The 18,067-nt window shown below is 41.8% G+C and carries 21 protein-coding genes; 15 read left to right on the top strand and 6 right to left on the bottom strand.

The features are described 5' to 3' along the window. From BUA83_RS08305 to BUA83_RS08255, 11 genes are all read left to right on the top strand, one after another. Nucleotides 1-984: a nucleotidyltransferase domain-containing protein gene (locus tag BUA83_RS08305; protein ID WP_072935783.1), complete on the top strand. Its 984-nt coding sequence runs from the start codon at nt 1-3 to the stop codon at nt 982-984. Between the two features lie 67 nt (nt 985-1,051). Continuing rightward, nucleotides 1,052-1,321: a hypothetical protein gene (locus tag BUA83_RS08300; RefSeq protein ID WP_072935782.1), complete on the top strand. Its 270-nt coding sequence runs from the start codon at nt 1,052-1,054 to the stop codon at nt 1,319-1,321. 32 nt (nt 1,322-1,353) lie between these two features. After that, nucleotides 1,354-1,782, top strand: coding sequence for a hypothetical protein (locus tag BUA83_RS08295; protein ID WP_072935781.1), 429 nt, complete (start codon nt 1,354-1,356; stop codon nt 1,780-1,782). 286 nt (nt 1,783-2,068) lie between these two features. Next, nucleotides 2,069-2,329, top strand: coding sequence for a hypothetical protein (locus BUA83_RS08290; RefSeq protein ID WP_159430497.1), 261 nt, complete (start codon nt 2,069-2,071; stop codon nt 2,327-2,329). Between the two features lies 1 nt (nt 2,330). Next, on the top strand, nt 2,331-3,701 hold the full coding sequence (locus BUA83_RS08285; protein ID WP_072935779.1) for an AAA family ATPase: 1,371 nt from the start codon (nt 2,331-2,333) through the stop codon (nt 3,699-3,701). 209 nt (nt 3,702-3,910) lie between these two features. Then, nucleotides 3,911-4,201, top strand: coding sequence for a hypothetical protein (locus BUA83_RS08280; protein ID WP_072935778.1), 291 nt, complete (start codon nt 3,911-3,913; stop codon nt 4,199-4,201). A gap of 132 nt (nt 4,202-4,333) precedes the next feature. Further along, nucleotides 4,334-5,398, top strand: coding sequence for an AAA family ATPase (locus BUA83_RS08275; RefSeq protein WP_159430496.1), 1,065 nt, complete (start codon nt 4,334-4,336; stop codon nt 5,396-5,398). Beyond that, nucleotides 5,391-5,831: a hypothetical protein gene (locus tag BUA83_RS08270; RefSeq protein ID WP_072935776.1), complete on the top strand. Its 441-nt coding sequence runs from the start codon at nt 5,391-5,393 to the stop codon at nt 5,829-5,831. Before BUA83_RS08275 ends, BUA83_RS08270 begins: the two co-directional genes overlap by 8 nt. Nucleotides 5,832-5,882: 51 nt before the next feature. After that, entirely contained in the window at nt 5,883-6,089 is a 207-nt protein-coding gene (locus BUA83_RS08265) for a hypothetical protein (protein WP_072935775.1), read from the top strand. A gap of 1,193 nt (nt 6,090-7,282) precedes the next feature. Continuing rightward, nucleotides 7,283-7,978, top strand: a complete 696-nt coding sequence (locus BUA83_RS08260) for a hypothetical protein (protein WP_072935774.1) — start codon at nt 7,283-7,285, stop codon at nt 7,976-7,978. 24 nt (nt 7,979-8,002) lie between these two features. Then, complete coding sequence (locus BUA83_RS08255) at nt 8,003-9,253, top strand: MvaI/BcnI family restriction endonuclease (protein ID WP_072935773.1); 1,251 nt, start codon at nt 8,003-8,005, stop codon at nt 9,251-9,253. A gap of 39 nt (nt 9,254-9,292) precedes the next feature. On the opposite strand, the gene BUA83_RS08250 is transcribed toward BUA83_RS08255, so the two are convergent. Next, nucleotides 9,293-10,594 (bottom strand): DNA cytosine methyltransferase, encoded by a 1,302-nt coding sequence (locus BUA83_RS08250; RefSeq protein WP_072935772.1) that lies wholly within the window; start codon nt 10,592-10,594, stop codon nt 9,293-9,295. Nucleotides 10,595-11,102: 508 nt separating this feature from the next. On the opposite strand from BUA83_RS08250, the gene BUA83_RS08245 reads away from it, so the two are divergent. Further along, nucleotides 11,103-11,603, top strand: coding sequence for a hypothetical protein (locus tag BUA83_RS08245; protein ID WP_072935771.1), 501 nt, complete (start codon nt 11,103-11,105; stop codon nt 11,601-11,603). Between the two features lie 25 nt (nt 11,604-11,628). On the opposite strand, the gene BUA83_RS08240 is transcribed toward BUA83_RS08245, so the two are convergent. Beyond that, nucleotides 11,629-12,183 (bottom strand): RNA polymerase sigma factor, encoded by a 555-nt coding sequence (locus tag BUA83_RS08240; RefSeq protein WP_072935770.1) that lies wholly within the window; start codon nt 12,181-12,183, stop codon nt 11,629-11,631. A gap of 292 nt (nt 12,184-12,475) precedes the next feature. Between BUA83_RS08240 and BUA83_RS08235 the strand changes: the two genes are divergently transcribed. After that, a complete protein-coding gene (locus tag BUA83_RS08235; RefSeq protein WP_072935769.1) occupies nt 12,476-12,784 on the top strand; it encodes a helix-turn-helix domain-containing protein in 309 nt (102 codons plus the stop codon). Nucleotides 12,785-12,925: 141 nt separating this feature from the next. Here the strand turns inward: BUA83_RS08235 and BUA83_RS08230 are convergent, their stop codons facing one another. From BUA83_RS08230 to BUA83_RS08220, 4 genes are read right to left on the bottom strand one after another with little or no spacing between them, the layout of a single operon-like run. Then, a complete protein-coding gene (locus tag BUA83_RS08230; protein WP_072935768.1) occupies nt 12,926-13,420 on the bottom strand; it encodes an N-acetylmuramoyl-L-alanine amidase in 495 nt (164 codons plus the stop codon). Nucleotides 13,421-13,435: 15 nt separating this feature from the next. Continuing rightward, nucleotides 13,436-13,606: a hypothetical protein gene (locus BUA83_RS12745; RefSeq protein WP_200796030.1), complete on the bottom strand. Its 171-nt coding sequence runs from the start codon at nt 13,604-13,606 to the stop codon at nt 13,436-13,438. A gap of 56 nt (nt 13,607-13,662) precedes the next feature. Beyond that, the gene (locus tag BUA83_RS08225) at nt 13,663-13,875 is read right to left on the bottom strand and encodes a DUF2922 domain-containing protein (protein WP_072935767.1); all 213 of its coding nucleotides are present in this window, start codon (nt 13,873-13,875) and stop codon (nt 13,663-13,665) included. Between the two features lie 36 nt (nt 13,876-13,911). After that, nucleotides 13,912-14,139 carry a DUF1659 domain-containing protein gene (locus BUA83_RS08220; RefSeq protein ID WP_072935766.1) on the bottom strand — a complete coding sequence of 76 codons (228 nt, stop codon included), beginning with the start codon at nt 14,137-14,139 and terminating at the stop codon, nt 13,912-13,914. 177 nt (nt 14,140-14,316) lie between these two features. Between BUA83_RS08220 and BUA83_RS08215 the strand changes: the two genes are divergently transcribed. Both BUA83_RS08215 and pgaB read left to right on the top strand, forming a co-directional pair. Further along, nucleotides 14,317-16,245, top strand: a complete 1,929-nt coding sequence (locus BUA83_RS08215) for a PgaA family protein (protein ID WP_072935765.1) — start codon at nt 14,317-14,319, stop codon at nt 16,243-16,245. Between the two features lie 4 nt (nt 16,246-16,249). Beyond that, nucleotides 16,250-18,055: a poly-beta-1,6-N-acetyl-D-glucosamine N-deacetylase PgaB gene (gene pgaB, locus BUA83_RS08210; RefSeq protein WP_072935764.1), complete on the top strand. Its 1,806-nt coding sequence runs from the start codon at nt 16,250-16,252 to the stop codon at nt 18,053-18,055. Nucleotides 18,056-18,067 lie beyond the last annotated feature (12 nt).

Raw genomic sequence — 18,067 nt, 5'->3', positions numbered from 1 at the left:
ATGGACTACAAAAAAATACTGGAAACCGAAGCCTATGATGTACTTAGGACAGAACCTCATCTTGGAGCGAATATCTGCTACCTGACAATTGGCGGCTCACGTGCCTATGGCACAAATAACGAAAACTCAGACGTAGATATCCGTGGCGTGTTTATTGAACGTCCATCGGACATCTTTGGCAGTACAGATTATGAGCAGTACGACAGCAATGAAACTGACACAGTCATATACTCGTTAAGAAAATTTATTCATCTATGTCAAAACTGCAACCCCAATGTCATCGAAATGCTGGGAACTAAAGAAGACCATATTTTATATCAGAATGAGCTTGGAAAAAGTATTCGCAACCACGCCGAATTGTTTCTCTCAAAACGGGCGTACTACACGTTTGCGGGCTACGCGACGGCGCAGCTCAGACGTCTCAAAAACGCGCTGGCTCATGACAGCTACCCGGAAGATGAGAAAGCAGAGCACATTCGTCAGTCGCTTGAATCCATGATGCACTCCTGCGAAGAACAATACCATTTGGAAAAAGGCAGCATCACATTCTCTGTGGACGGCGAAGAAGGCAAAAAGGATATCTATACCGATGTAGCTATCAGGCATGTCAGCCTGCGGCGTTTTATCTCTGTCAACAATGCAATGGCAAGCATGCTGCGGAACTACGACAAGCTTAATCACAGGAACAGCAAGAAAGACGAAGCGCATCTCAGAAAGCATGCTATGCACCTTATACGTCTTTACCTGATGGGAATAGACATCCTGCGTGGCAGTGGAATCAATACATATCGCGGCAAAGAGCAGAATATGCTTCTTGATATACGCTCAGGAAAGATTTCCCTGGACGAAGTCTTCAAAATGCAGAAAGATTATGACGAAGAAATGAAGGCTGCACTGAAAGCATCAAAGCTTCCTGAATACCCTGATACAAAAGCTATAGAAGCATTTCAGGTTGAAATGTATAAAAAGTATTTGAAATGGTAAACGAAAAAGATGCGAAAGATATGGTAATTGTAATGGTATTTTGAAAATATATAGAGGAGATGATGGAATGTTTTTTCCTTTTTTAGTGCTTCCTGATGGAACAAAGGTTGTATACTCCGATATTCAAAAGAAAGATGGAAAGGAATATGTTTTAGTCAAATTTAAGCGGTGGAATGATGAACGCAACGATTTTGACCGTATGGAATGTCTTTTGCCAAACGGCAAAATGACAAAGATTGTAGGTTTTACCGCTGATGAAGCAGCTAACCAAGAAGGGCATATGCACTCATTGCAGGACATGATTTTGGAGTGTTCGAGAGAAGATTCTGAATCTTAGTTTGAAGTGTTAAACGAAAGGTGTGATTTTCCATGTACAAAGAAGGTGTAACAGCCAGAAAGGTCTGCCTGTTCCTTTCTACAGCAGAGGACATGGTAGTGAAATACTTAGTTTTATGCCTTAACAAAACAACAGCAAAACGGTTTGAAGAAGTGGAGTTCGGAAATGATTCTTCAAATGATGCGCTTAGCCGATTTATTGTCAGGTCGAGAGAGAACTATGCTTATGAGCTTTATTTACAACTCAAAGACGAAGGAAAAGATGAAGCTGCAATTAAACGGACAATGCTTGATATGCTGACTCCAATCTATGAGGAAATGTACGGAACGGGGACAGGGCTTTTGAATAGATTGTTTGATAAGGACATAAAGGAAGCAAAAAAGTGGTTCGGAAAGCTCACTGAAATGCGTGAGGCTAAAAAGTGTCGTGGCTACAGTATTCGTAGGATTCCGGATATGTGATAAGAGGCGATTACGCTATTTCATAGATATGGATTCTATCCGGATCGATGAGAGTTTTAGCGGTATTAATGTTTGGAAGCGAGCAGTGAAGTTGGAGGGGGAAGTTTAAATTATAAATCTTATACAAGAGCAAATCTGTGATACTCAAGCTGAGTTGTTTGAGCTGGCTGGAAAGCGGAAATATAACATATATGACTTTACTAGACAATACCTGAACTCTCATTTCGCTAATAAAGAAATGGATTCCGGTTATTCGGTTTATCATTGTGCTGATGCAGAAGACTGTATGGATAACTTATTAAGAGAAATCAAGCCAAAATTCGGGATAAACTCAAATGAAGTAGAAATTCCTCCATTTGCGGCACATTGGATTGGATATGTTCTTCGGCAGCTTGTCCTTGAACTTAATTTAAAAAGCAGTCAATTGGCCGGAATTGATTTAAACAGGCTTATGCTGTTTATTCCAGTTGCCGAATCCGAGGACGAAGAATATCTTATTGAACGGATAAAAGTCAATCTTTTGGGTACAAAGAAAGGGTTGCGTTGAGATGCTTTTAAAAGAAGGGCAAGATTTTAAAGTTTTTGCGAAACGTGAAATTAACAAACGTAATATAAAGCATAGTCGTGATTTTTCAATGAAATTGAAAAATGATTATCTTTTACGTAAAAATACGAATCGAGGAATGTTGATAGTCGGATTGAGAAGCACAGGAAAAACATTCGGAGTGTATCAAGCGGTCACAGATTTTCCGTCGGACAGAATATTTTTTGTATCTCCTACTAGTAGAGAAGAAGGCTTAACTGAAAATTATGTACTAAAAAGAATAAAAGGAAAAGAGTATGACCTGATTTTTATAGATGAATACAGTTGGTTAAAAGAAGATAATAGAGAGAACGAATCTCTTGCGCGATATCTTGCCGGGAAAGCAGCAGAAGGTGTTAAAGTAATTATTAGTGGAACCGATAGTGCGAAAATCCACGATTTGCTTAATACGGATTTTATCCATAGAGCTGTTCAGCTTAACACAACATACTTTTCGTATAACGAATACTGTCGATTATTTGATCTTGAACGTAATGCGCGTTCAATGAATGAATTTCTTACTTGTGGAGGAATTTTTGAAAATCATGCATGTGAGACATACAGTTCTATGAAAGGTTATGTCAAAACAGCTATCGTGGAAAATCTTGGTGCTTATTATCCTCAATATGGAAAAGAATTGATAGAAGCAGCGGTTTATAGAATATTTTATGAATGTATTTGCAAAAGTTACACAAAAAAAGCTACTACGGTTCCTATCTTTAATAATGGGAAAAATAGTCGAATAGCTTATGAAGACTATCTTGAGAATTTTGGAATTCGTAGTGATATAGAGATTAAACCTAACGTATTGAAAGAAATACGCAATAAGCTTAAAGAGATTGGCGTTGTCATTATGTTTGCCGACATTGAATTAAAGAATAAATCACGAGCTTATATAACAAACCAAACTATATCCGCCCAATTAGTTAAGTGTATTTATGAACTTGACGAAATCCCCAAAACATATATTAGTAACTTATTTGAAGCTTCGGTTGTTTGTCACGAGTACATGCAATATGTATATGACATTAACAGCCCACTCAAAATGTATTATGCAGAAACAAAAAAGAACGATAATGAAATAGTTTTTATACTGTGCGATAAAAGAAAAGCGTATCTATTTGAGTGTACAATTAACGACAATGACGATATGAAGTTGGAAGATACTGCTTTTATCCTGCAAGACAGTTTGCGGAATTTGCTTGGTGACAGAGAATTGGCGGGCAGATACGTCATCTATCAAGGGCAAGACAAGTGTATAGAGCAAAAAGACTGTACCGTTATTTGTACTAATAATTGGGATATGGATTTTGAAAACTATGTTGAGAAACTTTAAGGTAAAAATGATCTAAGGATGACTAAAAATAAGAGAGGTTCTGCTTCAGTGGACGACAAATGATAAGAGAGGTCCTGCTTTAGTGGACGATTCAGAATAAGAGAGGTCCTGCTTTAGTGGACGACTCAAAATAAATGAGCTGTCGTTTCTTTGATAGCTTGTTTGTCAATCTGTGTAATAAGAGTTATTGAAAAAGGATGGTGAGCATTATGAAAAAGGCTGTATTAGAATTACCGGATAAAATGGCAGACTATCTAAAAAAACAATCTCTTGATGATGTCACGGAGTTTAAACGTGCAGCATTTCTTTTATATGCCTATATTGATGCCGGTTTAATGTCTCATGGTTATGCGGCTGAACTTCTAGGGGTTAATAAATTTAATCTCATAGATTTTTATGGAGAATATGGTCTTTCATATATTGATAAAAAAGATGTAGAAAAATATAAGGATATTGAAAACGAAGTATCCGACTTTTTGGCTGCCTGCAGTAGAACTTAATATGAATGAGAAAGAACTATCTGCAGACGCATGAACTTTTGATTTAAATCACGTTATGGTTATATCAAGTTTCTTTGAAAGATCCGAGATGATATCATGATATTTTTTAGTGGACATGAGTTAAAAAGTTATTTGGATGACTCTAAATCTAAACAATTCAGCGAAAAAAGAGACATATATGATGACATTAATAAACACATCCACGATAAAACTGCATATCATATCGCCGCATTATATGGGCTTAGGCGAACCGGCAAATCTGCTTTGATGGAACAATTGATTCGCTGCAATCAGGACTATGACTATACTGCGTTGATAGTGTGCAGCAAAAAGGATTCAATTGATGACTTATACGATGTTTTGGATAAGAACAAATGTATAAAGTTTTTCTATATCGATGAAATCACGAGAATGGACGACTTTTTTGAAGGCTGTAATGTTCTTGCGGATGTCTACGCAAACAAAGGAAAGAAGATAGTAATAGCCGGAGCAAATTCGCTGGAATTAAGACTTGCGCAGGGGCACGGACTGCATGACAAAATAGAGCTGTTTCACACAACATACATTCCTTTTGGAGAGTATCAGCGGATTTTGAATGGAACGATAGATGATTATATCGAATCCGGAGGAACGTTAACAGACGGAGAAGTTTTTGAGAGCTTTGAAAAATGTACTGAATATATCAATGCAGCCATAACAGATAATATGTTGCATGGTTTGATGCAGCTGTACAAACAGCGAGAGCTGTCATTTGCTCTGGGTGAATTGCTGTGTAACGATCAGGCGGAAACATACGTTAACAAATTCATTGAATCGTACAACCGTAAATTTGCTGAAGAAATCATTGACGGGAAATTTGACTTCCGTGACGTATTTAATGCCAGTGATTGTATGTGGTCAAACAGGAAAAACGACAGGATAGCTGAAGAATTGCAAAAACTCCTGATTGAGATGGACGTCATTTATCCAGCGGCGGATGAGGGTGAAATGATTTTTTTGCAGCCTGGAATGAGATATGCTCAACTAAAGTGGATTTTTAATTCCTTGCGCAAAACAAAAGCGTGGAAGGAAATTCCACATGATGAAAAAGCAGCAGTCGAAAAGCAGCTTAAACACAAAAGTAAAAAGAAAATGCTGGACGATATTCTTTATCTAGAATCGCTAATGAAGGTAAACAAGCAGAACGCGGATGGATAATTGGCATGGAATTAAACGTGAAGGGAGCCTTGAGGAATACCTCGGTGAATGCCTGAAATCGTCTATCGTTTCCAATAAGAACACATCAAATATTATCTTCCTGAACGAAACGTACCTGATCGAGGATAATGTTGCTGTTCTGATGGATGTCTGCAGATTGGCAGGAAGCTTCAATGCGGTTGGAAAACAAACTGTAATAGAAAAAGGAACTACCGAATCCAGGGATTTGCGAGCTTATTCGCAAAAAACAGTGAAGCAGGCCATTCAGTTCCTTGAGCAACACGGAATTTTAGCGATTAAATTCAAAGGCAGCAATACATCCGCTGTTCGGGATTTCTACAGAAATGCGGACAGGGATATTTCAGTTGATGAAATGCTGAACCGGTACGATATATGCTTTTCCCATCCGATATTTTTGGGATTATTGCTGTAAAGGATTTGAAAATGATGATTTAAGAAAAGTTACTTCAGGAGAGTTCAGGTGATGGCGATGAAAGTACCTACAGAAGAATCAAAACAATTAGCAAGAAAGGCCAAGATGGAGAAAATGGAAAAAGGCACAGTCTCCACAATGTGTCCTAAATGTCATCAAAAGATAAAGGTCGATATTTTTTACGACAATGGTATCCTCAAAAACATTTCTGTTAGGTGTAAATGCGGCTATGTATTTGATGGTGAAATTTACGATTAATTAAAATGACGAAAACCACGGCTGAAAATGCCGTGTTTTTTCAGCCAACGTTGTATTTTGCCTTGTCCAATTTTTACCCCCTGCGTGTCTAGTTTTTTGTTTACCATTTCACAACATCTTCATAGCATTTATTCAGTATTGACGGGGCTTTGCCCCTTCAAACTTCCCTACGGGGGCTCGCAGCCGCCCCTTGACCCTGCCAACGCCCTGCGGGCTATTTGTTTTTCAGCCGCGCGGAAAATGCTGAGACAGATTTCAAATTATATCCGACCGCGTCGAACTGTATCGGCTAGAAAACGAAAAGCTCAGACTCCCTCCGGCACTACGTGCCACCTCCCTCTTAGAGGGAGGCTAATAAGTCCCCCTCCGGGAGTAGTGTCAACATGCCGGTGGCATGTTGGCTTAAAGCCGAAGGCTGACGGGGGGAGAATGCGTACTCTGCGCTTTTTTAGAAATTTGTGTGAAGAGGATAACGGTGTTAAACTTAACGATGGGACAACAAAAATGTTCCTGAGCACCAAAGGAGAGAAAGATGACGTATCAAAGGCATTAAAGAATTTTCCAAATACATGACAATGCTTTGAGATTATGAAGGGGCTGTGAAAAAAGCAGCCTCTTATTTTTTGCAGTACATTTGATTTTATAAGTTATAACTGATAAAAACTAAATTAAGCATATTTTTATAGGTTATAGCTTTCAAAAAGGTGATTTTATAATAAAGGAAAAAGGAATTGACTTCATAGCACAGCGACGGGCAGATGTAATATACGTACAGGTCTGCTACCTTCTGGCACACCTGAAACGATTGAAAGAGAATTCGGTGTGTATAAAAATATCCGCGACAACTATCCCAAATATGTTCTTTCAATGGACGAATTTGATATGAGCCGTGACGGTATAATACACATGAATATCCGTGATTTTTTACTGAATGAATGACAATGTTTTGATGAATCGCTGAAAAAGTTTAGTGTTAATACGGCGGCAGGAGACATACTGATCTAGAGAAATACCCGGGGGAAACCTCGGGTATTTTTTTATGATAGACAAATAATAGCGTATATATTGATTTATATTTTATATCTAAATAATTGTATTTTAATAATGGCAACCTTAATATTTATAGCTTGAAATAGACATTTTTTACAATTTTATATAGTAATATGGAACCAAAGCGAGGATGTGCTAAAGATATGTCAAAAAAAATTAGTCCTATTATTTCAACAAATTTAAGGCGCTTTTTTGATAACAAATACGGAAATTTTTCTTATGATTCTTTTAAACCATGCAATGATACTCAGGCGGCAAATTTTCTAGGTTATGCTCGAGATAAATATTCTAAATTGCAAAGTAAAAATGATATTCTACTCTCGACAGTACTTAACTTTTCTATAAGGTTAAATATTAATTTTCCAGTATTATTTTCAAACGAAGCCGAGGAAATATTTTCATTCATCTTTGGGAGTGATTACAAAAAAGATGATTATGAAAATTACAATCGGCAACTTAAGATGCGTTCCTACAAAGCAGATTTCCGATTAGATTTTTTTATTAGAAATTTTATTGGTAATATCAACAAAACTCTTGAGAAACAGAACCTTAAAATTAATAAGATTTATAACCCAAAGGCATTCCCAAAAGAATGGACTGACGTTGGAAACGATGACTTTATAAGCCGAAGTAATACAAACAAGATTCTGCGTTATGGTTTGTGCCATGACTGTAATGTTAGTACCTTGGGATGTATCGCCTTATGCTGTGGTTATTCATGGTCTGACTTGGCGATGCTTTTTGTCAATAATAATTATTTAAGATTTTCTTATGATGAAGGAAAAATGGTTGTTAAAGATGAGTATATAGATACGTACCTTTTACAACCGGCTGAATAATTTTTTTAAAAACAAGGAGGCAAAATGATTTTTACACCAACATTTTCAGAGGCATCCGTTATTGCAAGAATTCATCAGTTCACGAATGCTGACTATACAATTATTCGTGTGACGCCTACCATGGTTGCAAAAAATAATATTGACGCAAATGATAATTTTAGGAGAATTTTTGAAGATGCCAATATTGTTGATTATTCCAGTTTGAATAATGGTGCTGTCAATAAGGTTTCGATTAAAGCAACATTTATTCAGTTTGACAAAACTTCGGACTTTACTATTAATATGTATCGGGTAACCAATAATAGAGGGGATCGTCGCTTTTCTATCGAAAAGATAGCTGAAAAAGTAAGAAACCACGAAATTGAGATAGATGATTTACTATATATTTTTATTGTTAGTGATGACAAAGATAATAATCATGTTTATATGATTAATACCACTCACAATGTTCCATCGGATGATTTTCTGAGAAGTATTTTAAGTGGTGATGAAATAACAAATGCATTGAATGAATTGCGACCAATCCTAAGTAGTATTGTTAATAATGGGCCATATGAGAATAACAAAGGAGAAGGTAAAATTGCCGATAAAGATGTCGGCGATACATTTGAATTCCTTGTTGGAATTCAAACTAACAATTTTACAGGGGCGGATTATAGAGGTCTTATTGAGTTTAAAACGAAGAGATCAAATACTCTGGACACTTTATTTTCATTACGCCCTTGCTTTGATGGTACGCCTATAGCTGAAATAGAGCATATTGATAGAAATCGTGTATCAGCATTCACTAGAAAATATGGCTATTTTTCTGATGCACATCCTGAAATGAAATCTCTATACATCACTATTGCAGCACAACCTTCACCGCGCAATAATCAGAATTTCTATCTTAATGTTAACTATGATACTCATCGTGTGGAACTGATACATATTGAGGAAAACGAAAGTGTGGTAACTGCTTTCTGGGATTTCGGTTCCTTGCGCGATGAATTGGTTAAGAAGCATCCTTCAACACTTTGGATTAATTCAGTAGTAGAACGTGAAGGAGCTGAAGGAGTAAAAGCGCTCTTTAAATACAATAAAATTTATTTCTCACGTTCTCCTAACTTTACAACTTTTATTAATCTAATTGAGAGAGGAATTATTAGTTACGATTGGCGTGGATATACTACTCCGGAAGGAAAATATTCTGGGAAAAACCATGGTAATGCATGGCGTATTAATAAGCGTTACACGAATATGCTTTTTGATAGTATGGAAGAGTTATCTCTGTAATATAAATAGGCTACTTCAATTTGAAGTAGCCTATTTATATTACAATACTTCTATGATTTTTTCCGCAACTGCCTTTGCTAATAACGGTGGTACAGCATTACCAACTTGTGTAAATTGAGGAACTTCAACTCGTCGTTTTAATCCTCCAGTTGTACGCTTACCACAGAAAACAAAAGAATCATCAAAAGACTGTAATCTAGCAAGTTCTCTTACACTAAAAGTTCTATCTTCCCAAGGACTAATATAATCATCAGCTATACTTACTACTGTCGCCGATGGTAAATCTTCACTAAAACGCTGTCTAATATTTTTTTTGGTTAATAAAACTTCTACTTGTTCAGGAGTAGCTTCTGCTTTTTTAAAGGTTTTTACTACTTCATCCGTAGTTAATCCTAACTTGTCAGAACATAGCTTAATTAGAGCAGGTTTTTGGCTTATATCAATACCTTTTTCTAAAACGCGTCTTTTTAATAGTGTACCCGTTTCACCAGGCATAAATAAACTAAATCTTTCTTCAACTATTTCAGTAATTTTAGATAGCTCAGTATTTACAATTTTTTTAGCTGCAATTGGCTGCCCATTTACTGCTGGGGTTCGGCCTATACGGCTTTCTTTTTGATATTGTGATAAAGTTACATCATCTGCTCTGTTAGTAATCAAATCTCCTATAGCTTGTTTTAAGGATATATGATTATTGGGTGTTGTAGGCTCTGGATACTCAGGTTCTTGCATATCTTTTCTATAGCCTATGAATATTACCCGATTTCTTCTTTGAGGAACACCATAGTCAGCGGCGTTTAGTATTCTAGGTTCTAAGGTATTATATCCTATCTCTTTAAGTTCACGTCTGAGAATGTCTGGAGTAACAGTTCCATCTGGATATTCTATACCTGTAATTCCTTTATATCCAATAAACTGCATATCCATAAAACCTTCAACATTTTCCAAAACAATATATTTAGGTTTTATCTCACTTATTACACGTACATATTCGCCAAATAATAAATTTCTGGGATCAGACTTGTCTCGGCGGCCTGCTCTTGAAAAACCTTGACAACTAGGACCGCCAATAATTAAATCTATATCTGGAATATCCTTGCCTTTCATTATCTTTAATGAAGAAATATATTTCTTTATGATTTTCCCAGTTAGATTTCTTATATCCGCACGTTGGAACCAAGTATTCTCTCCTTGTATTAAGCCAAGCTGTTTATGTCTGTTTTTATATGTTTCTTCAACCATTGGACTAATATCAGAACTAAATAAGATATTAAATCCAGCCTGTAATAATCCTTCAGAACATCCACCAGCACCACAAAATAAATCTATGGCATAATACATAACGTTAGCTCCTTTCACCACAGTTCATAACTATAGTATAATATCAAAAAAAATAAAAGTCCAGGCAGTAATAAATTTTACCCCCCAAAGCGAACACTAATTCTTTATATGCTATTATATAAAACGTATATTCTAAAATCAATGGTATTAACAAAATTTCTACATTTTTATGGTTAATACGTTGAACTTTTGATCTCGGAAGATAATGCGTTGCCTTCTCTGTAAGCTCCTGTTACGATGCGGTAGTTATAATTTTGATTGTGTGGTGCGTTTTACAGGCATATTACGGAGCAGGAAAAGCTGGAGTGGAATATCGCGTAGCAGGAGATTTGAAATCGGGTTAGATGCAGAAAAATTTGCATAAATTAATACTGAAAATTTAATGTTTGAAAAAAAAGTCTAATTGAACCTTAAATAAATTGATTCATCTATTGATTTTTTGTTTCACGGTGATAAAATAAAAGTAAATTAAAAAGGAACAGAAGTTCTGCAAACAGGAGGATGGGAAATGGATTTTCCAAAAAACCGTGAAATTGATGCTTTAGTGCCTGAGTACACTGAGAAGGGTGATGCGACGCATGTGTATCTCAGAGATGGGAGCGACTATGTCATTGATGTGACTCTGAAGACTGTGCTGAAGTTTCTTGCGTACCGTTCATGCAGGGATATATGTCGGCTCAGGGAGTGGTCTGCGGAGCATACGCATAAGAGGCTGAACAATCCTCTGCCTTTGGATGAGGAGCTTGTGCTGATGCCGTACAGGGCGAGACATCCGAGGGTGGCCGGGGATGCTATCATGGGGTGTGTAAATGCTGCTGCCGGTGTCAGGTTGAAGGAGGACGAGGGAACGCTGCTTCTGACTGCGGGAGGGCATAAGCTGAGGTCTCTCTGGAAGCCTGAGACTACGCAGGAGCATCTGGACAGGGCGTTCAGTATATGCAGGGAGCTTTTGGAAATTTTGGACGAAAAAATTCTGCGCCGTCTGAAAATGGTCGGCGCAGTTCGGTAACGGGTATGTGATTATTCCGCGCATTTCATCCTCTCAATAGTTTCGTGCGGAGCGAAGCAATGGCACGTTTTTTTATGGCGGCTGCTGCCTGTGGGGTTATCCCCATCAGGGCGGCGGCCTTTTTTTGTGTGCATTCTTTTTGGTACATGAGCCTCAGAAGTGTCTGCTGCCTTGGCGGAAGTGCTTTTATTATTTCTTCAAAGGTGTTTTCGTCGGCGAAGTTATCAGGTCTTGTTCCTGTGTCCTCGACCGTGTCCCAGAAGGATATTTCATCATTCGTTTCAGCGGGGTATACTTCTCTGTTCCACTGTCTTTGGTATTGTTTGAAAAGTGTCCGCAGGTCTCCGTAGATTTTTGCTTTTGCGTAGGCAGGAAAGTGTATGCCGAGGGTGCTGTCAAAGTTCAGTACCGCGTTTATGAAGCTTTCCTTCGCGGCGCATACGGCTTCTTCTTCGATGGTGAAAAGGTGCGTCTGATGCGCGGCCTTTATTATGAGTCCTTCGTAGCCGAGGTAGAGTTCTGTCATGGCGTTTTTGTCTCCTTTTTTTGCCAGGTCTATAAGCTGTTCTTCGTTTGTCAATTTCCTCACCTTGTGGTGAGGAACCGGTTCCTCTGTATTCGCGCTGGTTATACTTTAGCGGAGGGAGGTGCCGTGGACAAAGGACGAGTAGGGGCTGAGTCGGCACGGGTTTGCTTTTGAAGAGGTAATTGTTTGATAATTGACACCCTATTTTATAGGGGATACAATGTAGTTTGATTACGGCGTTTACCAAGAAAGAGCAGGAAAATCTATCTGCTGCTGAGAAGAGTGTTCTTAAAAAGCTTGTTAAGATGCTTAAAGAGGAAGCTGCGAAAAACAGGGGGCGATAAATATGGGAGCGTTATTTGATGATTTGCGCCAAGGACTTCAGGAAGCCATTGATTATGAGAAGGGCAAAGGCTCAGCTAAGGTTACAACCTATAAAATCGAACCTGTAAAAAGGTTGTCTAATCATGAAATAAAGGGTATTCGGAAAAAGGTCGGAATGACTCAAAAAACATTTGCTGACTGTATGGGAGTTTCATGTAAAACCGTTGAAGCGTGGGAAAGAGGGACCACTCATCCTACAGGCCCTGCGTGCAGATTGTTGGGGATACTTTCATCAGGTGATTTTTCCGCTATGAAGTTCATAATGTTTTGAAATATATGGATAATATATTATCAAAAGCTCGCTAAAATGCTGTAAAATGGATAAAATTTTGGCACGTTAGAACTGTTGGTTTGCATAAAATTAACCCCCATAGGCCAGGGTGTTTTCTGACCTATGGGGGTTTTTAGTGCGTTAGTGCTCCTGATACCATATTGCTTTTCCTATGATGGTTGGCAGCATGCGGCCCAGGTTCCTGCCGGGGCAGGCTGTGGCGTTGATGTCCCTGTGCCCGAGGATGTGGGTTGCGTCTATGGGGATTTCATAGCGGTATGTGAGGTGCGCTGTGAGGAGGGCGGTGCTTTCGATCTGCTGAGGTGTGGGCTCGGTGAGTTCGAAGTTTCCGCTGAGGGCTATGCCTATGGTGTCGGAGTTCCGTCCGTAGGCGTGGGCTCCTATGGCGCTGTGGGGGCGGCCTCTTTCTATTGTTCCGTCCTTTCGTATTACGTAGTGGTAGCCGATTCCGGTCCAGCCCAGGCCTTTATGGGTGCAGTCGATTTCATCGGCGGATACGTCGGCATCCTCCAGGGTGCCTGTGTGGTGGATTACTACGGCGTTTGTTTCTCTTCTCGTCATGTAGCTGTCTGCTTCTGTGTCGAGGAAGGTTTCGTTTATCATGAGCTTCCGCATTTTGTTCTCCTTTCCTTAGCGGATTCCCTGCTGGGCCGCGAGCTTTACTCCTCCCAGGTAGCCCAGAAGGCCGCTGGTGATGCTTGTTGAGAGCTCTGAGTTTTCTACCCATATGGAGGCGAAAAGGGATATGCCGAGGGTGAGTACGACACAGAGGTCAACTATGTGAAGTCGTGCTATCTGCATTTTTGATTTCTCCTTTCAATTGAAAATGCCCGAGGGCTTATCCTCGGGCATTGGGGTTAGAAGAGTTTGTGCTCTTCGACTGTTCGTACGACGGCGTCCTTGATGCTTACGGCTTTCTGGCCTTTGACAAGGATTGCTTCCTTCGTGATGATGTTTTCCATCACAGGCTTTACTTCCTCCGCGGTGATGCTCTCTTTGGGAGATGCCAGCGAGATGCTGGTTGTTTTTCCGTCTTCGAGGTTGAAGGTCATTTTAAGCGTGTCAGTCATGGTCTTTTCCTCCTTTCTTTAGTTTTGGTCCGTTCATCAGCCTTCGTTAACGAGTGCTGCCTGGTCCTGACGGTTGACGGAGTCTACAGGAAGTGTCTGCAGGCTTCCGATGCCTTCGCCGATGGCGGAGAAGTCGTCGTCAGAGACTGCCGGGTTGATGTTTCCGATGGAACGCTGGGCATATACCGGCTGCCCGTTTTCGTTGGTGCCTTTCTGGAGCTTCAGAATGAGCTTCGTGGAAAGTGCCTCTTTCTTAACTGCCATGTTCATCACCTCCTTTCACTCACATACATGCCGTGAGGGAGGGAAAAAACAACGGGGCGAAAAAACTTTTTTTAATTTTCGGAAATTTCATACGAAATTGCATTGATTTTGATTATAAAGTTTATTGTGCTATAATTACTTTTTGTATCAATGCATGTATATTAAGGAAGGATTGAAATGAGTTCTTATACGAATAAAATCAGTTTGCTGGCAGGGCTTATGCTTGTGGAGAGTATCTGCATGCCTGTGTACGCGTCTGCTGTGAATGATGAAAACGGCGAAGCGTTTCAGAATATGGATTCTTTGAACAGGCTGGGGCAGGAGGCTATAAAAAGGCAGGATTACGCGGAGGCGGAAAATTATTTCCGCCGTGCCCGTGAGGAAGCGGAGAGAAACGGCAGCCGGGATTTTATAAAGGAAATGGACGCGCGGCGGGCGGCGATGTACATAAACAGCAATGAGCCGAGCCGTGCGGAGATTATTCTCGCGCCTTATCTGGGGAGGGGCATGGACATGTACATGCTCAGCGATTATCTCATGGCTCTCCGTTTTAACAACAAGCCTGAGGAAGCCATGGCGGTGTTCGAGAGGTATGTCACGGACTGGAGCAGCATGCCTGTTTACGGACTTCAGAACGCGGGGGATATTTATCTCAGGCAGAAGAGGTATGAGAAGGCAAGGGATATTTATCTTCATATTCTGACGCGGGAAAAGGCGGAGGATGTTCCCTTTGTGCAGCTTGGCTATGCTTATGCGCTGGCGAGGCTCGGCCATTATAAGGAAGCTGTTTCTGCCTACGGGAAGATGGCGAATGTCAGTCAGCGGCTGAACAATGTCATCGCAGGGGACGGAGACGCGTTCCTTTCCGAGGGACGTGTCGGTTTTGCGCGGAGGCTCTACGGGCTTTTGGGCGCGACGGAGAGTGAGCGTGAGGAGTATCAGCTGCGCTATGCGCTGGCGTTGGTGAACGTGGGGAAGGACTACGATAATGATGCTCTGAATTTCAGGCGTGATGAGCTTCTGGGGGACAGGAATTTTTATCATGAGGCGGAGGGAATCCTCAGGAGGCTTGAGAAAAGCTCCAATCCCGATATTGCTCACGACGCGGAGGTGGGAAGGTATGCCAACAGGCTCCATAAGGGGCTTCTTGCCGACAGCCGCAGGGGGCTTAAGAAGCTGCTGGAGGCTGATGCAGGGGACGCGGCCGCGCTGGCGGTAAAGAGCGAATACGAAAGAAATCCGCAGCATGAGCTGAAGACGTTCTACAGGGAATCTCTTGATGATGATAACAACAGGGAGCGCAGCGCAGGGGCAGCCTATGAAAGCTACTGGGGAAACAACTTCTATGTAAGCCGCGAGGTGAGCCGTTTCTGGCTGAGAAACGGCGAGACGAAGGCTGTGTACTGGCAGAGTGCTTCGGGCCTCAGGAGACAGTTTGACTGGGGAAGCGTTTACGGAGAGCTGACGAGATACAGCGGAACCGGGAAGAAGTATGGTTTCAGGGCAGAGCTTGAATATGAGTTCAATGATTTGACGAAGCTGAGTCTTGAGGTGGGGCGGCGTATGCATCGTCACGCGGCTGCTGTAGCGGAAGGTGTCAGCGAAAACTACAGGAGCGTCAGACTGAGCCACATACTTACCCCGAGGCTCACTGTTGAGGGAAGCTATGAATGGGCAAGGCTTTCGGATGATAACAAGTTCCGTTCCTACAGCGCTGATGTGGAATATCTTCTTCAGGTAAGGCACAATTTCAGGGATAAGCTGAGGGCCGAATACAGCAAGGAAAAATATGCAGAGGACAGGGCCTATGATTCTCCGTGGCGCCGCGACGACTACAGCGTAGGCTTTGCCCGTAAGTGGGATTTCTCGAAGATACAGACCTCATGGGAATTGACGACTGGTTTGGGCTGGAGCCGTGACAACGACGAGAAAACGAGCTTTGCCCCCGGCATGAGGCTGGAGTATACAAAGGGCTTCGCGGATAATCAGAGTCTTGTTGTCGGGGTGACATTGGTGAGATATTTCAACAAGGAAGAATCCGATGATGAGAGAAAGCACCGCAAAAGCGGATATGCTTTGGATATAAGCTATAACTGGGGATGGTAACGGTATGCTTAGAAAAACAGCGGCACTTCTGTGCCTTCTGGTCTGCTTCCTTATGCCATTGGGCATGGCGGAGGCGAAGGTGGTTGTTCTTTGTTATCACGAGGTGGACAGGGAAAATGATGTTTTTTCCGTTACCGCCTCGCGGTTTGAAGGGCAGCTTGAGTGGATGAAGAATAACGGGTATCACTTTGTGAGCCTTGATGAGTATATTGCCTATACAAAAGGGGAAATCAGCCTGCCGGAAAAGAGTGTCATGATAACCTTTGACGACGGCTACCGCTCCTTTTATACGAAGGTTTATCCTCTGCTGCGGAAATACAGGGTGCCGGGGATGCTGGCCATAGTCAGCTCCTGGACCAACGGCGAGGAGCATCCAAGCGATGTGGGGGCGGTTGCTTCATGGCAGGAGCTTCGGGAGATGGAGCAAAGCGGCCTGGTGACGGTGGTATCCCACAGCCACGCCCTGCACAAGCAGAAGGCGGTGAATCCTCAGGGCAGCCGAAACGGTGCCGCGGGGAGCCGTCTTTATGTGAATGATGCCTATGAGACTGATGAAGCCTATACGTCGCGTATCGCAAATGATATGGCTGAGGCTCAGAGGCTTTTCACGGAAAATCTCGGTCACAGGGCGAGGGCAATGGTATGGCCCTACGGCATATACACGAAGCAGTCCGTCATGCTGGCTGTGGAGTCGGGCATGGAGGCCACATTCCTTCTTGATGGAGGGGTAAACGGACAGGGAGATGATGCACGTCTTTACGCGCGGCGCATCATCATGGAAAGGGATTCTGATATTGGAAGGCTTCTTACCGTGGACCATGATGAGTGGAATTCAAAAAATCTCCGCATGGCGCAGGTGGATCTGGACAATATCTACGATGAGGACCCGGCGCAGTACGAGCGCAATGTCCGCAGTCTTGTTGACAGCCTTCTTTCCAATAATATAAACGTGGCGGCGGTGCAGGCATTTGCCGACGGCGACGGGGACGGGAATGTTGACAGGGTTTATTTCGCGAACAGCGTGATTCCTGTGGAGGCGGATATATTCAGTGATGTGGTGACACGTATCCAGCAGCAGGGAATAACAACGCTGGCGTGGATTCCTGTGCTGAACTATCAGAGTCTTATAAGGGCTGACGGCAGCAACGCCGTGCAGTCGGCAGGGGAAAAGGGCTGGTACAACCGATTAAGTCCCTTTGACCGTGAGGCTCTCTCCCGTGTGAACAGGCTTTTTTATGATTTGGCCGCGAATACTCAGGTGGAGGGTATTCTCCTGCAGGATGATTTGTATCTTAATCAGGACGAGGATGTGTCGGAGCCTGCGCGGCAGGATTTCCTCTCGAGGTACGGGAAGGAGCTTTCCGAGGCTGACAAAGGGGAGAAAATACTCTGGAAGGTCAACGCTCTGGACGAGGCCGCGGAGGGCGCGGTCAATGCCTTCAGGTCTGTCCGTCCTTTTGGCATCATCATGAGGGACATCTACGCGGGAGCTGTGCTTTACCCGGGCGCTGAGGAGTGGCTGGGCCAGAGCTATGAGGATTATCTGAAGCGGTATGATTACGCTGTTGTGATGGCGTATCCCTTCATGGACAAGGAAGAAAAGCCCTATGAGTATCTGAAGAAAATCGCCGATATCGTAAAAGCGAAGGGCGGTTCAGATAAGACGATAATAAAGGTGCAGGCCTATGACTGGCACGGGAAGGAATGGCTTTCCGATGATGTCATGAAGCGTCAGATGAGTACTCTTAAAAAGGAAGGCATAAAAAATATGGGGTACTATCCTCTGGGGTATTTTTACTGGAATAACTGATTTTTGATTTTT

The sequence above is a fragment of the Schwartzia succinivorans DSM 10502 genome, from assembly GCF_900129225.1.
Lineage (GTDB): Bacteria > Bacillota > Negativicutes > Selenomonadales > Selenomonadaceae > Schwartzia > Schwartzia succinivorans.
The sequence above is the reverse complement of the archived record's forward strand: the minus strand, read 5'-3'. Positions and strand labels throughout refer to the sequence as shown.